At 29.8% G+C, this 20,715-nt stretch carries 16 protein-coding genes; 4 read left to right on the top strand and 12 right to left on the bottom strand.

Annotated elements, in window-relative coordinates:
* The first annotated feature begins 13 nt into the window (after window positions 1-13).
* The gene (locus ACWXVS_RS01515; RefSeq protein WP_444704768.1) at window positions 14-253 is read left to right on the top strand and encodes a hypothetical protein; all 240 of its coding nucleotides are present in this window, start codon (window positions 14-16) and stop codon (window positions 251-253) included.
* Window positions 254-315: 62 nt separating this feature from the next.
* Here the strand turns inward: ACWXVS_RS01515 and rpmE are convergent, their stop codons facing one another.
* From rpmE to rplJ, 11 genes are all read right to left on the bottom strand, one after another.
* The gene (gene rpmE, locus ACWXVS_RS01510) at window positions 316-525 is read right to left on the bottom strand and encodes a 50S ribosomal protein L31 (RefSeq protein WP_438340297.1); all 210 of its coding nucleotides are present in this window, start codon (window positions 523-525) and stop codon (window positions 316-318) included.
* 73 nt (window positions 526-598) lie between these two features.
* Window positions 599-2,980, bottom strand: coding sequence for a phosphoketolase family protein (locus tag ACWXVS_RS01505; RefSeq protein ID WP_455994704.1), 2,382 nt, complete (start codon window positions 2,978-2,980; stop codon window positions 599-601).
* 587 nt (window positions 2,981-3,567) lie between these two features.
* Window positions 3,568-4,944, bottom strand: a complete 1,377-nt coding sequence (locus ACWXVS_RS01500) for an MSC_0618 family F1-like ATPase beta subunit (RefSeq protein ID WP_444704770.1) — start codon at window positions 4,942-4,944, stop codon at window positions 3,568-3,570.
* Window positions 4,944-6,488 (bottom strand): MSC_0619 family F1-like ATPase alpha subunit, encoded by a 1,545-nt coding sequence (locus ACWXVS_RS01495; protein ID WP_455993610.1) that lies wholly within the window; start codon window positions 6,486-6,488, stop codon window positions 4,944-4,946. The genes ACWXVS_RS01500 and ACWXVS_RS01495 overlap by 1 nt, the downstream gene beginning before the upstream one ends.
* Window positions 6,478-6,966, bottom strand: coding sequence for an MSC_0623 family F1-like ATPase-associated protein (locus tag ACWXVS_RS01490; protein WP_455994702.1), 489 nt, complete (start codon window positions 6,964-6,966; stop codon window positions 6,478-6,480). Before ACWXVS_RS01490 ends, ACWXVS_RS01495 begins: the two co-directional genes overlap by 11 nt.
* 99 nt (window positions 6,967-7,065) lie before the next feature.
* On the bottom strand, window positions 7,066-7,326 hold the full coding sequence (gene rpmA / locus ACWXVS_RS01485) for a 50S ribosomal protein L27 (RefSeq protein WP_438340302.1): 261 nt from the start codon (window positions 7,324-7,326) through the stop codon (window positions 7,066-7,068).
* 3 nt (window positions 7,327-7,329) lie between these two features.
* Complete coding sequence (gene rplU, locus ACWXVS_RS01480) at window positions 7,330-7,632, bottom strand: 50S ribosomal protein L21 (protein ID WP_438340303.1); 303 nt, start codon at window positions 7,630-7,632, stop codon at window positions 7,330-7,332.
* Window positions 7,633-7,800: 168 nt separating this feature from the next.
* Window positions 7,801-12,261, bottom strand: a complete 4,461-nt coding sequence (locus ACWXVS_RS01475; protein ID WP_438340304.1) for a DNA-directed RNA polymerase subunit beta' — start codon at window positions 12,259-12,261, stop codon at window positions 7,801-7,803.
* Complete coding sequence (gene rpoB, locus ACWXVS_RS01470) at window positions 12,261-15,854, bottom strand: DNA-directed RNA polymerase subunit beta (RefSeq protein WP_438340305.1); 3,594 nt, start codon at window positions 15,852-15,854, stop codon at window positions 12,261-12,263. The genes ACWXVS_RS01475 and rpoB overlap by 1 nt, the downstream gene beginning before the upstream one ends.
* 144 nt (window positions 15,855-15,998) lie before the next feature.
* The gene (rplL, locus tag ACWXVS_RS01465) at window positions 15,999-16,370 is read right to left on the bottom strand and encodes a 50S ribosomal protein L7/L12 (RefSeq protein ID WP_438340306.1); all 372 of its coding nucleotides are present in this window, start codon (window positions 16,368-16,370) and stop codon (window positions 15,999-16,001) included.
* A gap of 44 nt (window positions 16,371-16,414) precedes the next feature.
* The gene (gene rplJ / locus ACWXVS_RS01460) at window positions 16,415-16,906 is read right to left on the bottom strand and encodes a 50S ribosomal protein L10 (protein WP_438340307.1); all 492 of its coding nucleotides are present in this window, start codon (window positions 16,904-16,906) and stop codon (window positions 16,415-16,417) included.
* A gap of 342 nt (window positions 16,907-17,248) precedes the next feature.
* Between rplJ and ACWXVS_RS01455 the strand changes: the two genes are divergently transcribed.
* Window positions 17,249-17,689, top strand: a complete 441-nt coding sequence (locus ACWXVS_RS01455; protein WP_455994700.1) for a hypothetical protein — start codon at window positions 17,249-17,251, stop codon at window positions 17,687-17,689.
* A gap of 534 nt (window positions 17,690-18,223) precedes the next feature.
* Here ACWXVS_RS01455 and ACWXVS_RS01450 read toward each other — a convergent pair.
* Window positions 18,224-18,382, bottom strand: coding sequence for a hypothetical protein (locus ACWXVS_RS01450; protein WP_444704774.1), 159 nt, complete (start codon window positions 18,380-18,382; stop codon window positions 18,224-18,226).
* Between the two features lie 191 nt (window positions 18,383-18,573).
* Between ACWXVS_RS01450 and ACWXVS_RS01445 the strand changes: the two genes are divergently transcribed.
* Together ACWXVS_RS01445 and ACWXVS_RS01440 are read left to right on the top strand one after the other, a co-directional pair.
* Window positions 18,574-18,738, top strand: coding sequence for a hypothetical protein (locus tag ACWXVS_RS01445; protein WP_455994698.1), 165 nt, complete (start codon window positions 18,574-18,576; stop codon window positions 18,736-18,738).
* Between the two features lie 589 nt (window positions 18,739-19,327).
* Window positions 19,328-20,698: an APC family permease gene (locus ACWXVS_RS01440; protein WP_455994696.1), complete on the top strand. Its 1,371-nt coding sequence runs from the start codon at window positions 19,328-19,330 to the stop codon at window positions 20,696-20,698.
* Window positions 20,699-20,715: the final 17 nt, after the last annotated feature.

Below are 20,715 nucleotides of genomic sequence, written 5' to 3'. Positions count from 1 at the left end.
ATAGGGAGGAAAAATGAAAAAATTAAGTGAAAAAGAATGTGATGAAATTGCTGGCGGATTTGCCATATCAGCCTTAATTACTTCTATATTAGGAGCAATTCCAATAATCACCTCAGCAATAAGCTCTACCGTAGGTCTAATAAGATCAGTAAATTCTTCAAAGGGCGAAATTAAAACCAAAGATTTCAATGCAAAATGGGAGGATACTGATAATAACATTGGCTTCAATGTTGGCTTTCATTACTGCTTATAAATAAAAAACTAGGAAACTTTCCTAGTTTTTTATTATTAATCTTCTTTTTTTGAAATAAGTACTTATTTTTTTGATTTTTCTAATATCTTGTTAAATCTTTCTACACGACCACGTGCCTTAACGTCTGTACGATTTCCGGTGTAGAATGCATGACAATTAGAGCAAACATCTAAAGATACTTTTTCAGCGGTTGAACCAAAAATAAAATCTGTGCTACACGATGAACATGTTGCATGAATTTCAGAATATTTTGGATGAATTTCCTTTTTCATAGAATATGCTCCTTATATATTATTTATTGAAGTTAATTAACTAGCAAAAATTATAACATAAAAGCGTTATTTTTTACTCATTAATATTTTTTCATTTTCACTCAACAACTTCTGGCATATCGTAGCCAAATTCATGAATATATTCATTATGTTCTTGTATTTTTTTATTCATTAAATCGATAAAATTTTGTTCCTTAGAACCATATAATTTCTCTATTGCATCTTTAGCAATGTGATATCTATCCATTTCACTTAATTGTCTGATATCAAAACTAGTTGTTATATCACCATTTTCACGATAACCATGAATAATTAAATTGTGATTTGTTCGATCAAAGAATATATCTCTTATTAAACCTTCAAATCCATGGAAAGAAAACACAACTAGTTTATCTCTTGTAAATGCTTTATCAAATTCCTCGTCACTAATTCCACGTGGATCGATCTTAGGATTTCTTAATTTTAATAAATCAACAACATTAATATACTTGATTTTAAGCTTAGGAAAATGACTATGAACAATAGAAATTGCTGCTAGTGTTTCTAGGTTCGGTTCAACACCAGATGATGCAAAGACAATATCAGGCGTTTCTGTTTCCTTAACATTTGAAGCTCAATCAATAACCTTATAGCCTTTTTCAACAAGTTCTTTTGCTTCATCGATATTGAAAAATTGTTCTCGCGGTTGCTTAGAAGCAACAATTAGATTGATAACATTTCTTTCAGTTAATGATTTTTCCATAACAGCCAAAAGTGTATTAGAATCTGCAGGCAAATATTCTCTTATTAATTCAGGACGTTTGTCGGCAAGATGGCCTAAAAGGCCAGGATCTTGGTGCGTATAACCATTATGATCTTGTTGAAATGCTGTTGAAGTTGCAATAATATTTAGAGATGGATAATCATTTCTTCATTTCAATTCTAAAGACTTCTTTAATCACTTCATATGCTGAGTTAACATTGAATCGATAACCCGTAAAAATGATTCATATGAAGCAAAAAAACCATGGCGCCCAGTCAAAACATAACCTTCCAAAAAGCCTTCAGCCTGGTGCTCGCTTAATTGTGAATCAATAATTCTACCAACAGGACCAACAAATTCATCATATTTGTCCGAATATTCCTCTAATCATTGACGCTTAGTAACTCTAAAAAGTTCAAATAATCTATTTGATTTTGTTTCATCAGGACCAAAGACCCTAAAATTATCAGGATTTTTTGTTACAACATCAGCCATATATTTTCCTAGCTCAACCATATCCTGCCCTTTATTTTTACCAGGATATTCAACATTAGTAGCAAATTTTTCTCATGGAGATAAATCTAGATAGCGTGAATTGATTCCTCCGTTTGTTATTGGATTTGTTGCCATTCTTTGCTTACCTTTTGGAGCAAGGTTTTTAATTTCTGCTAGAATAGTTCCGTTTTCATCAAAAAGTTCTTCAGGTTTATATGATTTTAGTCACTTTTCTAACTCTTTAATGTGAGTAACATTAAAAGCACTAACAGGCAAGGGCACTTGATGTGCTCTAAAACTGCCTTCAATTGCTTGTCCATCTCAATCTTTTGGACATGTCCAACCTTTCGGGGTTCTAACAACTAGCATAGGCCATAATGGTCTTGTTACATTATTTGGCCCGACTAATTCTGCCTTAGCCTTAATATTTAGAATATCTTCAATAGCTTGATCCATGATTTTAGCCATTTCTTGATGAATTTCAACACTAGTTTTATTACCACTTCATTCAAAGAAATATGGCTTTCAACCTAAACCTAAAAAATATTGTTCAATTTCCTTTTTTGGTTTTCTTGCTAAAAGAGTTGGATTAGAAATTTTCCCACCATTTAGATGAACGATAGGAAGAACAACACCATCATTCACTGGATTAATAAACGAATTTGAAAATCATCCAGCACAAAGAGGCCCAGTTTCAGCCTCACCATCACCTATAACCGCTGCTGCAATCACACCAGGATTATCCAATATTGCTCCTGTTGCATGCGATAATGAATAACCTAACTCTCCACCTTCATGAATTGATCCAGGTGTTTCAGGAGCGGCGTGACTTGCTGTTCCACCAGGAAATGAAAAACGCTTGCACATTCGTTGTATCCCTTTTTCATCCTGTGAAATTTGGGGATAAATTTCTGAATAAGAACCATCCAAATATGAGTTAGATATCATGACTTGGCCACCATGTCCAGGACCCTCTATATAAAACATATTTAAATCATATTTATTAATAACACGGTTTAAATGAGTATAAATAAAATTTTGTCCAGGAATTGTTCCTCAGTGACCAATAGGATATAATTTAATATCATCTTTTGTTAATTCTTTTTTTAATAATGGATTGTTTCTTAAATAGATTTGAGCAACACTTAAATAATTAGCTGCTCTAAATCACTTATCCATTAATTCAAAATATTCTTTTTTATCAAAATTACTATTCATATTCCTCCATAATATATTTTTGCAAAAAATATAGTAATAATATTTTACATCAATTTATTAAGAAGTAAAGGGGTTAATAGCTAATCATACATAAAAACAAAAAATGCCCTACAATAAACATAGTCATTTTTTTAAAAACACATTTTATTGTCAATTTCTCCAAAAAAGCGTATGTCGAGTTTCTTGATTTAATGACAACTGTAATCTTTTTTGTTATATCAATTTATTATAATTTTCTACAATAGTTTTTAGTTATAAAAAGCCATTTTTTTAACATATGTTTAATAACAAAATCTAGATCATTTACTGAAAATAAATTTTAATTGAGAATTTTATTTGTTTTGTGATGAATTACAACTGATAAATAAATATAATTTAATTTTTTGATGTTTCAATATATAAAACTACAATGTTTGGCATATCTCTATTACAATTTCTTTTTTTACATAATCAATAAACAAAGAACTCAAGCCTCTTATTTCTTCTTCTTTTTTTCTTTTAGCTATTTCCTATTAGCAACTAATTAAAAAAATCCAAGCACAAATGTGACTGGATTTTTTATCTATATTCAACAAAAGCAAGTAATTTTATAATCCTAATTCCTCATCAGTCGGAATATCTAGATTTGAACCAACATAAGCAAAAATTTCGGGACTTTGTTTTAAATATTTACCATCTAAAATTCTTTGAACAGATTTTATCGTATCTTCCAACGAAACATAAACACCGGGAGATTTTGTAAAGTGTTCAGTCATAAAGAAGTTTTGAGTAAAGAAATTTTCCAATTGAAGAGCCTTTTTAACTGTATTCTTACTTTGTTCATCTAATTCATCAAATCCTAGAATCAAAATAACATCTTCAAGGTCTTTATATGCTTTTAAAATTCTTTTTGTTTCTATGATAGCGTCAAAGTGTGCTTTACCAATAATTTTTTCATCAACAGAGTGCGATGAAGAAGCTAGAGGGTCAAAAGCAGGGAAAATATTTTTTGAGGTTTGATTACGCGATAAAACAAGATTACCATCAAGGTGGTTAAATACTGCAACGGCTGATGGATCACTTAAATCATCCATTGGCAAGAAAATAGTTTGGAATGATGTTATTGATCCATTTTTGTTTCTAAATAATCTATTTTCAACATTAGCAACATCTGATTCTAATGTAGATTGATAACCGCCCACAGAAGGTTTTTTACCCAATGAAGCAGAAACCTCGTTTTCAGCCTGAATAAAACGATAAATATTATCAATAAATAATAAGACATCATCTTTTTCATAATCTCTTAAATATTCGGCAGCTGTAATACCAATTGGTACAATCGACATTCTAGCTCCTGGTGATTCATTCATTTTTGAAATATACATTACTGAATTCTTCATTAAATTTGATGATTCTAACTCATCAAATAATTCAATAGCTTCACGTGATCTTTCTCCGGAACCAATAAAAATATTTGAAGTCTTTGTTGATTTTTTATTAACATTAAAAATAATTTCCTTCATTAAAACAGTTTTACCAACACCGGCACCACCAAATATACCCAATTTATATCCTTTAATAATTGGCATAAAGAAGTCAATTGCCTTAATTCCTGTTTCAACTATTTCTAGATTACTCTCTAGATAGCGATCGTTGTTAATAATTGAATTCATTTCAATATATATAGGTTTTGTTCCACGTTTTTCAAGTAACGGTTTTCCCTCAAATGAATAGATATTATTTTTGGAACCTGAACCAACTGGAACCATAAAACTTTGTTTGGTATTAATAATTTCATCATTGATGTTAATTTCTTTTGAAGAATAGATAATAATAGCTCTAATTGTTTCCTCATCAATAATTCTTTTTACCAATAAATAAGTTTTGCCGTCATTCGTTGTTAGTAATTGATTAACTAATGGCAACTCTTTTTTATTAAATTTAACTTCAATAATGTCAGATCATAATTTAACTATTTTTCCCATTATTTATCTCCTAACTTTTTAGCAACTAATTCTAAATATTCCTTACTAAATTCAACAAACTCATGTTCATATTCAACATCTCATCCTAAATTTAAATAATCTGAATATTGTTTTAAAGCATATGCAAAAAAGTTTTTCATAATCTTATCATCATAATCTGTACTTGTTTGCATAGTATTATAAGCATTTTTAGCTTCCTGATTTGTTTCAATTAAAAGATCGATAAATCTTAGCGCTTTTTCTTCATCCTTAATTCCATGTAATATAGTTCATGAAATTAGTTTAGACATCAATAAAACAAATTTATTCGAATATAATGTATATCCTTTTTGAATAAACATCTTATCAATCATTTTTCCTTTGTACAATAATGTTGCGGTTTCTTTATTCAATTCATAATCAAGAGCAGCAAGCTTTAAATGTCTCTTATATTGTTTAAAGATTTTACCTACTTCTGAAGCTACCTTTGACATAATTCTATTTTGTACTGATGAACCAGTTCTTGAAACTGATAAATTAATATTGATAGCCGGTAAAACACCTTGAGAAAATAAGTCAGCGCTAGTTACAATTTGACCATCAGTAATTGATATAACATTAGAAGAAATTAATGAAGTTATATCGCCATCAATAGTTTGTAAAATTGGTAAAGCAGTAATTGTTTTTCTATTTTTAAATGAACCAGCACGTTCTAATAATTGTGAATGAGCAAAAAATATGTCGCCGGGCATTGCTTCCTTACCAACAGGCTTATCAGTTAATAAAGCAATTTCTCGAATAATATTAGCATGCTTTGTTAAGTCATCAAATATAATAACAACATCATCAGTTAATGAAATGTTTTCAGCATGAGCCATACCTACATATGGAGCTAGATATTGCTCGTATGCACTAGTAGCAGGCGCATCAACAATAATAGTATTTTTTAAAGCATCATGTTCTTTTAAGGTATTATAAATTTTAGATATGCTTTCTCTTTTTTGTCCAATTGCAACATAAACACACTTGGTATTGGTTTTTGCTTGATTTAAGATAACATTAATTGCTATGTGAGTTTTTCCGGTTTGTCTATCCCCAATAATTAATTCACGTTGTCCTTTTCCGATAGGAATTAATAAATCTATTGATGTGAATCCTGTATATAGTTGCTCATTTAATGTTTGAACACTCATTAATTGATGAGCAAGTTTAAATGTGGCACTTTCAGGATCATTTTTTTGTTTTTCAACAGCAAGCTTTTTAGGTAAAACAACATCGCCAAAAATATCGACTACATTTCCAAAATGTTGTTTTGAAGTAAATACATCACGCTTTTGGGTAGCGATTATTGTATCATTAATTTTTAACTCTTTATTTTCATTATTAGCTAATAAAAACGCGTGATCATTTGTAGCACTAATAAGAATTAATTTAATATTTGTATCTCTTTCGCAAACAAATTGTTGTCCTTGTTCATAAGGAAATTGTCCTGATACTTCAACAATATAACCAAAAATAGAAATTATCTTGGGATTTTTATTTGGTTTAGCATTACTATTTTCCATTTTCTTCTCCTTTATTATTCATAAAATAACTTTTTTTAATATATAACTTCAAAATTCCTGCTATGTCTGAGAAATATAAAATAATGTTAGGCAAGAATTCAACATAATATCCATCTTTTATTAGGTCCTTAAGAATCTCATTATATAATTTTTCGAAGTCATTATTTCATTCAAATTCTTCATTATTCACATAAATTAATGGAACTTTTTTATAAATGCTAAATATAGTGTTTTCTTCGAAGTTAACAATAAAATTGGCAAATTTTATAGGTAGATAATCCATAAGTGATTTCTTAATTCTCTCTAGAAAGTCAATTACACGGGAATCCTTTGTATTAAAATTACCTTTAAATAAAATAGTTGAAATAAGTTTATTAAAATCAATTAATTTAATTTCATTTTGATTTTTTTGATCTTCAAACCAGAACAAAATTCTATCTTTATTTCCATCTATTAATATAGATTTTTTTTCAGGCATTTTTCTCCTTAAAATAAGTTAAATAATAAAACAACATTATTATAACCATAATTTCCTAATAATTTAGGAATTGATAATAAAAAAATAATAGCAAAGCCATTATTTTTCTACAATAGGATATACTGAAGCAAATTTTCTATTAATTCTATTTTCGAATTTTACAATACCATCTATTAAAGCAAATAATGTATCATCTTTTCCTTTGCCTACGTTATTGCCAGGAAAGATTTTTGTTCCTCTTTGTCTATAAATAATGCTTCCGGCTGTTACAAATTGTCCATCAGTAGCCTTAACTCCTAATCTTCTACCAGCCGAGTCTCTACTATTCGAGGTTGTTCCACCAGATTTCGTATGTGCCATGTCTTATTTCTCCTTAATTTCTGCAATTTGAACTTTTGTATAAGGTTGACGGTGACCTAATTTACGTTTATGAGTTGATTTAGCATTGTGTCTATAAACAACAATTTTCTTTGCTTTCCCTTGTTTTTCAATGATACCTAAAACAGAAGCAGCTTCTAAATATGGAGTTCCAATTTTATTTTCGACTGCTAAAACTTTATCAAAAACAACCTTGTCCCCTGCATTTCCATCGATTTTTTCGATATAAATAGAATCGCCTTTTTTAACGATTAATTGTTTACCACCTGTTTCGATAATTGCAAACATTTAAAATCTCCTTATATTTTGTCACATCTTTGAGGTACTTTTAAAAAGTTTAAAAACCTGTTTAGAATGGTTACTCTATAAGTAACTTGATTATTTTACCACAAATTTACGTATATTTCGGCAAAATAAAAAAACAAGGAAATTATTCCTTGTCCTTATTCTAATTAATTATTCGTAATCTATTTTATTATCATCAAATTCTTCTGATTCATTATCATCAGTCTCAAAATCTTCATTGTCATAAAAATCATCAGCAAAGTCATTAACAAAGCCTTTATCACTAAGACCTTCTTCATCATATTCTTGTGTCAAAGTATCTAAATCAATCATATTTTCATCGCCTAATTCAATATCGTCTTGTTCTTCATTTTCATCAAAATTTGTAAAGTATTTAATCGATGGTTTAATATCGTATTTAGAATGTTCTTCAAATGAATATAATGCAGTTCCTGAAGGGATTTTCTTTCCAACAATAATATTTTCTTTTAGACCACTTAAATTATCTGTTCTAGAAGAAATGGCAGCATTAACAAGAATTTTCGAAGTTTCTTGATATGAAGCGGCAGCCAAAAACGAATCAGACAACAGCGGAACTTGTTTAGCACCTTTAATAACAACACTTCCATATGCTGGAATTTTGTTTTGGGATAATAATAATGAATTTTCTTCTTGATAATCAAAGATATCAACAATAGCACCAGCAAAGAATTTTGAATCTCCGGGATCACTAATAACAATTTTAGACATCATTTGTCTAATAATAATTTCAATATATTTATCACTAATAGCAATACCTTGAATACGATAAATTCTTTGAATTTCTTTTAGTAAGTAATTTTGGACTGTTCTAACATCAGTTAGTGCTAATAACTCTTTTAGAATAATTGGGCCTTCTGAAAGCTTTTGGCCGACTTTAACATCATCACCAATAGAAACTCTTAATTTCTTATTAGTATTAACTAAAATAGATCTAGTTTCAATTTGATTTTTATTATTCAAAATTTCGATATAAACAACATAATCGTTATCAGATTTTTCAAGTTTTTCAATATCAACTACAATACCTTGATATGGCGAAATTGTTGCTGGTCTACCTCATGGTTGTTCATGAGCATCAATTAATTCAATTAATCTAGTAAAACCACCAGTAATATCTTCAACACCAGCAACCCCACCAGTATGGAATGTACGCATAGTTAGCTGTGTACCAGGTTCACCAATTGATTGAGCAGCTATGATACCTACTGCTTCACCAATATTAACAACACGGTTTGTTGCTAAGTCCTTACCAAAACACATTTTACATACACCATTACGAGTATTACATCCAAGGATCGATCTAATTTCAACTTCTTCAATACCAGCGTCAATAATTTTTTGTGCTATCTTATTAGTAATTAAGATGTTTCGGCTACAAATCAAATTACCTTCTTTATCATAAATTGGCTTATTTGAAAATCGACCAATTATTCTTTCTTTTAGAGATACAATAATTTGTTTTGTTTTAGTATCAATGATATTTCTAGCTAAAAATCCATATTCCGAACCACAATTTTCTTCTCTAACCACAATATTTTGAGCAACATCAACCAATCTTCTTGTTAAATAACCTGATTTAGCAGTATTAAGTGCAGTATCAGTAAGACCTTTTCTAGCACCATGGGTTGACGAATAGAATTCAAATGCGGTTAGGCCCTCGATAAATGATGACTTAACGGGAACTTCAACGGTCGAACGAACAACCCTATCATTTTTAGCATCAGCTTTAGTGGTTTTTGTATTGTTAGCCATCAGTCCACGCATACCAGCTAATTGAACATAGTTCGAAATGTTTCCACGAGCACCTGAGTTAATCATAGTGATAACTGGGTTTTGTGGATTTTCTTTAATGATTGTTTGCAATTCTTGTTGGATTTTATCTTTGATTTCAGCTCATTTTTTAATAGTTAACGAGTATCTATCATCATCAGTTATATAACCTAATTTGTAGTAGTTTTTTAATTTAGCAATATATTCATCACCTTCAGCGATATATTCTTTTTTCTTTTCAGTTTCTAAAATATCCGAGAAGGAAATAGAAATACCTGAAGTAGTTGAATAATCAAAGCCAAGTTGTTTAATATCGTCAAGAATAGAAGCAACAATATTTGTATATTTAAATCAAACCTTGTCTAACAATTTAGCTTTCTCTTTAGCACTTAATGGAATATGAATTTGTCCGCGGTATCTCTCTTCATTTTCTAAATTTAATTTTTGTTTTTCTTCTAAAACAAATTCAGTCAATAAATCTGCATGTTCTCTTTCAAGATTTTGGCCCTTGTAAGTTTTTAATTTTAAAAATTCTAAAACAATATCCGAATCTTGCAAATCATTAATTTTATCAATAACGCTAGCAACTTCCGCTATGCTTATTGTTGCAACATAGTTATCAAACATGTAACGAATAATCTTGGCAATATTCTTTTTATTAAAGGCATCTAGCAATGGTAAGGTCTTAATATATTCAGGAATATTTATACCAGCTTTAACTACATATGTTTTATTAAACTCATTCTTATATTCCTCTAAATTAATTGCCTTTATTACTTTATTATCAAAGATAAAAGGAAAATCTTTTGGAAACACATTATTAAAAATAAATTTACCAACTGTTGAAATAACATAAAGCTGTTGATTAATTGTATTTTTATTAAATATTTTAGAGTTTTTTACCTCTTCAGCAGGTAATGCTACCCTTGCATGTAAAGAAACTTTTTTAGCCTCAAGGTTCCTTATCATGTGATCATAATTGTCAAAGACTCTTCCTTCGCCCTTAGCATCTTTTTGTTCAATTGTTAAATAATATAAACCCAAAATCATATCTTGTGAAGGATTAATAATAGGTTCTCCATCCTTAGGGCCTAGAATATTTTTATTGGCAAGCATCAATTCACGACTTTCCAATAATGATTGTTCCGAAATAGGCACATGAACAGCCATTTGGTCACCATCAAAATCGGCATTAAAAGGGGTACATACTAAAGGGTGTAATCTTATAGCCTTTCCTCTAACTAAAACCGGTTCAAATGCTTGAATAGACAAACGGTGAAGCGTAGGAGCACGGTTAAGAAGTACTAATTTTCCTTTAATTGCTTCAGCAACATGAGGTCAAATAATTGGATTTTGATCTTCAATTATTTTCTTAGCATTTTTAACAGTTGTTGCAACCTGTTGATCAATTAAACGAGCAATAATTCATGGCTCAAATAATTTTGCAGCCATCTCTCTTGGAATACCACATTGATGCATCTTTAGATTTGGCCCAACAACAATAACAGAACGGCCAGAATAGTCTACACGTTTTCCAAGTAAATTCTGTCTAAAACGTCCTTTTTTACCTGTTAGTGCATCTGAAATAGATTTAAATGGACGATTGTCCTTTGATAAAACAGGGTTAGGGGTTCTTCTTTGATTATCAATTAAAGCATCGACGGCTTCTTGAACCATACGTAATTCGTTTTGCGTTACGAGTTCAGGAGCATCTTTTTCTTGTCATTCTTGTAAACGATTATTTCTAATAATAACTCTACGATATAGTTCATTTATATCACTTGTTGAGTGTCTACCACCATCCAATTGAATTAATGGTCTAAGATCAGCCGGAATAACTGGTAAATTGTAAATTAGCATATTTGTTGGCGATTGTTTTGATTCAATAAACGCGTTAATAACTTGCAATCTCTTATATAATTTTTCCCTATTTTGTTTAGTAGTAGTTGCAAACTTTTCGGGATTTTTAGATTCTTGTAAATTGAGTTGATTAATTTGCTCTGTTACATAAGCTTTTTCAGCGACTAGATCTAAATTCTTCAATAGATACTCAATAGCTCTTGCCCCAGTCATAATTTTTGCGTCTGAGTAATGTTGGATGATATCATTTAATTCATAAAAGTCAATTCCATATTCTTGACCAATTTTTGAAGTAGCTTTTTCAACCAATTGCTCAATTGTTTCTGAAATTTCATCATAAGCTTCTTTATGATCTGGATTTTTTGGATCAAAACGTGTTAATAATTCATCCAATGCTTCTTTATATATAACAGCAGCATCATTGATTTCGATTATTAAGTTTTTAGGTAATGATTTAAGTCCACCATCTTCTACAACAATATGATTTTTATAATAAATAAGATTTTCAAGTTCCTCTCTTCTAACTGTTTCAGATGAATTTTGACTCGAAATTCTTAAACCTAATAATTTATAAATAATTGAATGGTCAACCTTAAAAAACCAAAAATGAACAACAGGGCTATTTAACTTAATATGCCCCATATGATTTCTACGTGCTATTTTAGGCAAGATTTGAACATTTTCTTTACGACACAAATCAGTTCTTGTACAATATGAACCTTCATTTATTTTCTTATATTTATAACCACAAGTAGGACAACGATAATCTATCATTGGTCCAAAAATAATTTCATCAAACAAACCACCACGTTCAGGTTTATATGATTTATAGTTAATAGTTTCTGGTTTTGTAACTTCTCCATGCGATCAAGATTCAACATCCTCAGGAGTAGCTAATGATAAAGAAATTTTTCTAATTTTTGATTCATCTAATAAATCGAATTTTGCATTATTTTTCATTATTCTGCTCCCCCATCTCAATCTTGTTGATATTTAGTATCAATTCTTTCATATTCAAGCTCATTTTCTTCTCGTGAATCATCATGAGTTTCAAGTTTGATGCACAAACCTCTTAGTTCATATGCCAAAACATTAAACGACTCAGGCATACCTGGCTTTGGCAACTTTGTTTTTCTTGCAAGCGAGTTATAAAGCTGATTACGTCCATTAATATTATCTGACTTATATGTTAATAGTTCTTGTAATAAATTTGCTGCACCATATGATTCGATGGCTCATGTTTCCATTTCCCCAAATCTTTGCCCACCATTTTGCGACTTACCACCAAGCGGTTGTTGCGTAATTAATGAATATGGCCCAACTGAACGAGCATGCATTTTATCATCAACCATATGATATAGTTTTAAATAGTACATTATCCCAACCGATATTGGTTGATCAAATGGTTCACCAGTACGCCCATCATACACAACAGATTTACCTGATGGATTAATTTTTGCTTCTTCAAGAATTTCTTTAATTTGATTATGAGTAATTCCATCAAATGTTGGAGTAACAAATTTTGTATTTAATTTTTGTGCAGCTAAGCCAAGGTGCAATTCTAGAACTTGTCCAATATTCATCCGTGATGGAACACCTTGAGGGTTAAGAACAATATCCAGTGGAGTACCATCTTCTAAATAAGGCATTTCCTCAACTGGTAAAACAACGGAAACAACGCCTTTATTACCATGACGACCTGCCATCTTGTCCCCAACTTTAATTTTTCTCTTTTGGGCAATTGAGACTTTAACAATCTTTTCAATACCGTCTTCTAGAACATCGCCAAATTCACGACTCAAAACATCAACAGCAACAACTGTACCATTGTGACCATGTTTAACTTTTAGTGATGTATCCTTTTTTGAAGCGGTCTTTTGTCCAAAGATAGCTCCCATCAGTTTTTCCTCAGGAGTTGGGTTTTCTTCACCTTTTGGCGATGTTCTACCAACCAAAATATCACCTGCAGAAACTTCAGAACCAACTCTAACGATACCATTATCATCTAAGAAACGCTTTGAGTGGTTTGAAACATTAGGAATATCAGTTGTTAAAATATCTTCACCGGCTTTTGAATGTCTAAATTGAATAGTTTGTTCTTCAATGTGAATCGAAGTATAGACATCATCCTTAACTAGTCTTTCTGATAAAACAACAGCATCCTCATAATTAAAACCATGTCATGTTGTGAAACCGACCAAAACATTCTTGCCTAATGCCATTTCACCATTTTTCATTGATGGACCATCAACCAGTAAATCTCCAGTTTTAACACTTTGACCTACCTTAACTAATGGAACCTGATGAATTAAAGTACCTTGATTAGATCTCTCGAAAGTTCTTAAATGGTATTCATCTTTCTTATTACTTTCATCTCTCTTAATAATGATAACGTTAGCATCAACATAAGATACCACACCATCATATTTAGCAATAATGTTTGTTGAAGAATATTTAGCAATATCAGCTTCAACACCAGTTGCAACTAATGGAGCTTCAGGGAATAATACAGGTACAGCTTGACGTTGCATATTAGAACCCATTAATGCCCGGTTAGCGTCATCGTTTTCTAAAAAGGGAATAGCAGAAGCAGCGATCGAGGTCATTTGACGGTTTGAAACCCCAACAAAATTAACTTCATTAGCTGGGACTTCAAGATATTCATTATCACGACGAACCATTACCATTTTATCCACAATTATATCATTTTCAATATTGACGGTTGATTGCGCAAATGTATACCCAGCTTCTTCGATGGCTGTTAAATAGTGCGGACTTGAAAAATCTACCTTTTTGTTTTCAACCTTAAAATATGGCGATTTAATAAATCCGTATTTATCAATGTCTGCGAATGATGCAAGATTAAGAATAAGTCCAATATTCGGCCCCTCAGGAGTTTCGATTGGGCAGATTCTTCCATAATGGGTAGGGTGAACATCACGAACCTCAAATTGGGCGGTATCACGGTTTAGACCTCTTGGCCCCAGCGAGGTAATACGACGTTTGTTCGAAATTTCGGCTAGCGGATTACATTGGTCCATAAATTGTGAAAGTTTTGATGTATTGAAAAATGATTTAAACTGGTTAAATATTGGTTTATTATTTGTTACATTCTTTGGCGTAATCTTTGATGTTTCCTTGGTTGAAATTCTTTCACGAGTATTTTTTTCTAATTTAATTAGACCGATTCTAAATTGATTTTGCAAAAGCTCACCAATAGTAACAATTCTTTTATTTACTAATGAGTCAGGATCGTCATCAACACCAATATTAAACAATAAATTAAAATAGTATGATATTGTTGCAATTAAATCAGGAATTAGTAAAAAGTTTTCAGTTGAATTAGGATCATTACCTAGCACTTGAACTTTATTAATGTCATTTATCATGTCATTTTCTGTAGGATAAACTCATACCCTCGGAACAGATAAACGCAAAGCAAGTTTTTCATTTCCAGGCATATCCAATTGATTACCATATACTGAAGGATCAACATCAGGTAATTTTCACAAAGGAAGAATGCCTAATCTAAATTCCTCCGCAATCTTTCTTGCTATTTCTCAAGTAATTAACAAACCTTTTTCATACTTAACTTCGCCATCCATATTAATGATATGCTCAGCTAAATAGGTGTTTACTAATCTTTCGGCGATATTTAACTTACGGTTCAAAGTAAAACGACCAGTTTCAGTTAAACTGTATCTTTTTTCATTAAAAATAGTTGATGGAATTAAATTACGGGCCGATTCGGCGGTCATTCTATCACCCTTTCTAATTAAGCGATATATTGTTTCCTGGGCATCCCTTGTAATTTCCTCATCAGTATTACCTAATGTTTTATCTTTTCGTAAAGTTTCATTTAATTCTGGAATATCACCAAACATTTTCTTAATACCTTTTTCAGTAAAACCAAGTGCTTTCAAAAAGGTAGATAATAAGAATGATTTATTTTTATCGATATGCACCTTAACGGTGTCCGGGTTAGATGAAGTAGTTTTGTGGTATATTTCAACTCATGAACCGACTTGAGGAATAATTTCAACTTTATTAAACAAGTCATTAGCCTGTTTATTTCTTACATTAACTCCAAAGTAAGCACCAGTTGAACGAATTAATTGAGAGACAATAACCTTTTCTGAACCATTAATGACAAATGAGCCTCCATATGTCATAATAGGAATTTCAGCAAAAACAACTTCAGCAGGTGTAACTTCACCTGTTTCTTCATTAACTTGCTTTAATTTAGCCTTTAACTTACCTTGATATGAAGAACCTTTTTGTTTTGCCTCTTTAATACACTCAAATTCAGTTTTATTAGGATATTCAAAAGTAGCAGAATTTTCAATATACTCAATTCTTACTTTTCCGCGTGATTCAATTGGATATATGTTTCTCAATTCCTCTTCAACACCTTTGGTTAAAAATTGTTCAACAGAGTCTCTTTGCATTTTTAAGAAATCAGGAGTATCGAATTTCTTTTGACTAATTGAATAATCTCTACGTTCGGTAACCGGTCCAAATTTTCTTAAAACATATTCTGGTTTTTTGTTCATATCTAACCTCATTTTTTGTTTAAATTTACTAAAATATACTCAAAGTATTTACAACAGTTTACACATACGCATGTATGCGCATTATTTATATTATATAAAAAACACAAAAACGGCTTTTTAAGCCAGTTTTTTATGTTATCTTTATTAGTCTAAAACTACTTCAGCCTTAACTTCAGCTAATTTAGCCTTTAATTCTTCTGCTTCTTCCTTCTTAACATTTTCTTTTAATAAGGCAGGTGCTGACTCAACCAATTTCTTAGCATCCATTAAACCTAAACCTAGTAAATCCTTAACTGCCTTAATAACAGCAAGTTTATTTCCACCGTCTGATTTTAATGTAACATTAAATGTTGTTTTTTCTTCAACAACTTCAGCAGAAGCTGGAGCAGCGGCAGCAACAACAGCACTAGGATCAATTCCAAATTCTTCTTTTAGTCCTTCGACAAGTTCCATAACTTCTTTAATATTCATTTCTTTCAATGCTGAAACGAATTCTTCTTTTGTTAATTTAGCCATATTTTTCTCCTTAAAATTTTATTTTATATTTTGATTATTAAGTTTTACATTTCCTTTTGTTTAACTAACTCGTTTAGACCAATTGCAAGATTTCTAATTGGTGCAAGCAATGAGTTTCCAAGAATCATAAGTGATTCTTCATATGAAGGAAGTTTTGAAATTTCTTCAAGATTTTTTGCATCAACAACTTTGTTTTCATAAATACCAGCGACCAATTGTAAGGCAGGGTATTCTTTTTTGAATTTAGCTAATGCTTTTAGTGTGATTAAGTCATCTTCATTAGCAAAAATAAATATATTTTGGCCAACAAGATAATCATTTAATGTTTTGTGTTCTGTCGATAATAAGGCTTGTTTAACTAAACGATTTTTATAAACTTTTATTAAAACGCCATACTTAGCCAATTCTCTACGAATTGCTTGCAACGAACTAACATCTAAAGTTTTATACATAGCAACATATAAAGCCTTAGACTGATTTAGGTTTTTAGAAATTTCATCAACCACTAAGACCTTAGCATCCCTTAATGCGCTCATTTCTCCTCCTATTTTAAATTATGTTTTTGCAATATCAATAGTCAAGCATACTCGGTAACTTATTAAGCGTTTGCCGTTACTGTCTTCATATATTGCAAAAGCATTATATCATAGAAAAAATAAAAATTTAATATCATTATCATAATTTTCCATTATTTAATGTGTATTTATAATATATAATATATTTTGACTCATTTTCTATTTTGATTATTTATATTTTAATAAGAGTCAAAACAAAAGTCAAGCGTTTTTTGGTGTTTGACTCTTCTATTTTTTCAATCTATTTGTAGCAAACAAAAAAATTGGAATGGAAACTTTTTTACAAAATACAAGGATTTTATTATGACAGGTAAAAATGCAGCAATTACATCTTTTATAATATATATTTTTGGCGCGCTTTTTTTAACAATAGCCTTAGTTATGTTTTTGTTTTTAGCTTTAGTTAACATAAAATCTAATTCTAATGAAGAAATATTTGAAGAAATATTTGTTATTTTACCTTTTTTACCTTTGGCACCAGCGTTGATATTAAATATTATAGGTTTAGTATTTTATTTTATAGCTATGGTTAAAACAGGTTTATCAGCAGCTAGAATATTAATGATAATCGGGTTATTTCTTCCACTTTTAGGATTAATAGGTTTAATTATTGCTATGACTGAACAAACAAATTTTAATAAAGCAAAAATTTGTATAAATAATGGAAATTATTGTAGTTTATGTGGACAATTGTTACAAAAAAACAATCAAACAATACAAAATCCGCAAATCAACACTCAATAAGAGGCCACTATTATTAGAGAAGTAATACATGTTAGTGGTAATGATGCAAATCTAGAATAAAAAAAATTAAAATAAACCTTAATACATAAAGTATTAAGGCGAAAAATGGAAAACTCAAATGTGAAAAAATTTCATTTTTTCATTTTTCAGATTTTCTTAAGTTTTTGAGCAAAAATAAAAAGTGTAAAATTGACCATTATTTTCAAGCAAAACACACTTTTTGTTTTTTTTATATACAATTTTTTTACAATTTCTAAAATTTCATTATAAGTTTCTTCATTGCTCTTATTAATAGCGGGGTTAATAAATCTTTCTTCAATTATTTTCGCGTTTCTTAACTTAGTTAACTTATTACAGTCTTTTAAAAAAATCAATTAACTTAGTATTGGTTATTTTTCAATGAAACCTTGTTGATGATAGAATTCATTAATTTCAAATATTGTAAAATAAAACAATTAATGCAATGAAATTTAGTAAAAAATGCCCTCGAATATGTTTTTCGGTTCAGATAAATATCGGTCAGGTTTTTAGTGATTATTTCAATGTTTTGAGGTTTTCTTCAATTTGATATTGTTTGCGATAAACTAAAACAATTTCTTCAAGTTTAAGATCTTTTCTTGATGTTTCATAAACAAAGTAACCATCAAATTTTTCATCTTCTTCGATTTTGTCTAGATCAAGAATAAAACTCATTTTTCAACTCTTTATTTAAAAAAATATCTAACAAAGATGCTTTTATTACGCATCCTCAACACTATACAAATTCAAAAAAGAAATGAGTTTTATTATCCCATATGATATTTTACTTACTTATAAGTCTATAGGAAGTCATTTAGGTCAAAATCTAAGTGCCATAAACCTAAGAAAAAACTGCTGGCAAAATAATGCGTGAACAACCTAAAGAAATTAATGATTGATTAACTTTGAATGACTATGAAATGGATATAGTCTATAGAAATATAAAATCAAAGAAAGTCATATTAACTTTGATAAATCGCTTAACAAAAAATCTTATGCAATCATATCAAGACTCAATGCTAGAGCAATAAAAAGAGCTATCGAAAAATTTGCTGCTAGATTTAACTTTAAGATTAACACTTTATTAATAGATAACAGATCTGAAAACTATATGTTGGACAAGATAAAGAGTATCAAACAATTTTTTCGCACAAATGCATTTGCATCATCTCAAAAGGGTTAGGTTGAGAATATACATAAACTTATATTCTAAAAAAAATTATTTGACTGATACAGCAATGATGAAACCTGATCCATGATGGACAAAATTAATAACGTTATTCGGCATAATATTAAGCAATTTCCATTTCTGATGTCGGTTAATGCAGCTCAAAATTTCTTTCAAAATAATTAAAAGTTTAATGAACGAAATTGTATGTTAGATTAGTATCCACGCAAACAAAAAGCAATTAGATATATGCAACTCTCAAATCCTTAGATATTAAAAATCAATGCAAATTGATTATTTTGTTATTGATTTTAATTAAAAATTCGCGTTTTTTTAGGAATGCTTTTGCATTTTTTTACATAAAATTATTCTAATAAAATTTAGTGAAGATGCACTTTTTCGTTTTATATTTAACAAATAATGTATATAATTAGGTGCATTAGGTATTTAAAATGAAAAATAAATTTAGTGAAAAAAGTTTTTTCTTATATGGTATTAATTTTATAGTTGGTTTTGGTTTTATAACAACAATCACAGGAATAATTGCTCAAGGTATATGAGGTATGTTAGTTTTTGCACTAACATCATTCATCAGTTTTAGTGTTATTTTAGCATTTGCGCGTGGAGCTCAAGCATTTGGTAATGAGGCCGGCGGTTCATATGTTTATGCCAAAAAGGCTTCAGCAAATAAATTTTGAGTCTTTTTTAATGGCTGGAATCAATTCTCACAGATACCGCTTTTTTCAGCCACGACAATTTTATTTTTTTCAACATTGCTATCAGAATTTGATAAATCACATCAATTAATCTATCAAATTGTTTCTCTTGTATTCTTTCTTTCTTTGACATTAATTGCAACGTTTGGAATAAAGACATCTAAATGATTTATTTTATTTTCTGCATCAGTAAAATGAATAACGATAATATTAGGTGTATCTTTAGGTATTTATTTATCCTTTAGTTCACTCGATTTTGCTAATAACATCTTGACAAATAGCAAAGTTTCAGTCTCAATAATTACTATAAATGTATTGAATTTTATTTATGCATTTGGTGGTGCAGAGGGTCTTGCAGGAATAAGCGCTAACGTAGAAACAAAACGCTTTAAAAAGATATTATTACTAATTTTTGCTGCTGTACTTGCAATTTACTTTACTTTATATCTCTTACTGTTAGGACTGCAAAAAGGATTTATTGGTGAATCCACTTCATTTTCAAAATTCTTTCAATCGTTATGAGGTTTAGCTGGACTTATAATTTTTATGATAGGTACACTATTCAATAGAATTTCAAGCACTCTTTCGGCAAACATATACTATTCAAGAATTGTTGCTCCTTTAGCTCATGATGGATTCTTACCTTCAAAACTAGGCAAGAAAAACAAGCATGGGGAATATAGAAACGCATTATTATTTGCAACAGGTTTTAGTGTTATATCAATGATTATTTTTACAGCAATACCATATGCATTAGGTATAAAAGATCAATTTAGTTTTATCCTTAATGCTGGTAACGTGGTTTTCTTAATGCAGTACCTTTTAGTAATAATTTCGATTTTAGTTATTGCATTCAAACATAGAACATTTAGGCTTACTTGATGAGAAACTACAATATTTATTTTGTCTATTATTTTAATAATTTTTATATTAGTAGTTAATTTTATTCCTCCGATTGTAGGCGATGAATACACAAAAGGAACTATATTTTTAGCACCTAGTTATCTAGGTGTAATGTTGATTGGCTTTGTCATTTGAGGAATATATTCAGCAGTAAAACAACGTAAAAAGAAAAATATTTCAAAAACTTATGAGCTCAAAATATAGCTATATTATCAATTTGC

The organism is Mycoplasma sp. 327 (assembly GCF_053851655.1).
This window is presented reverse-complemented; position numbering and strand designations above follow the sequence as displayed.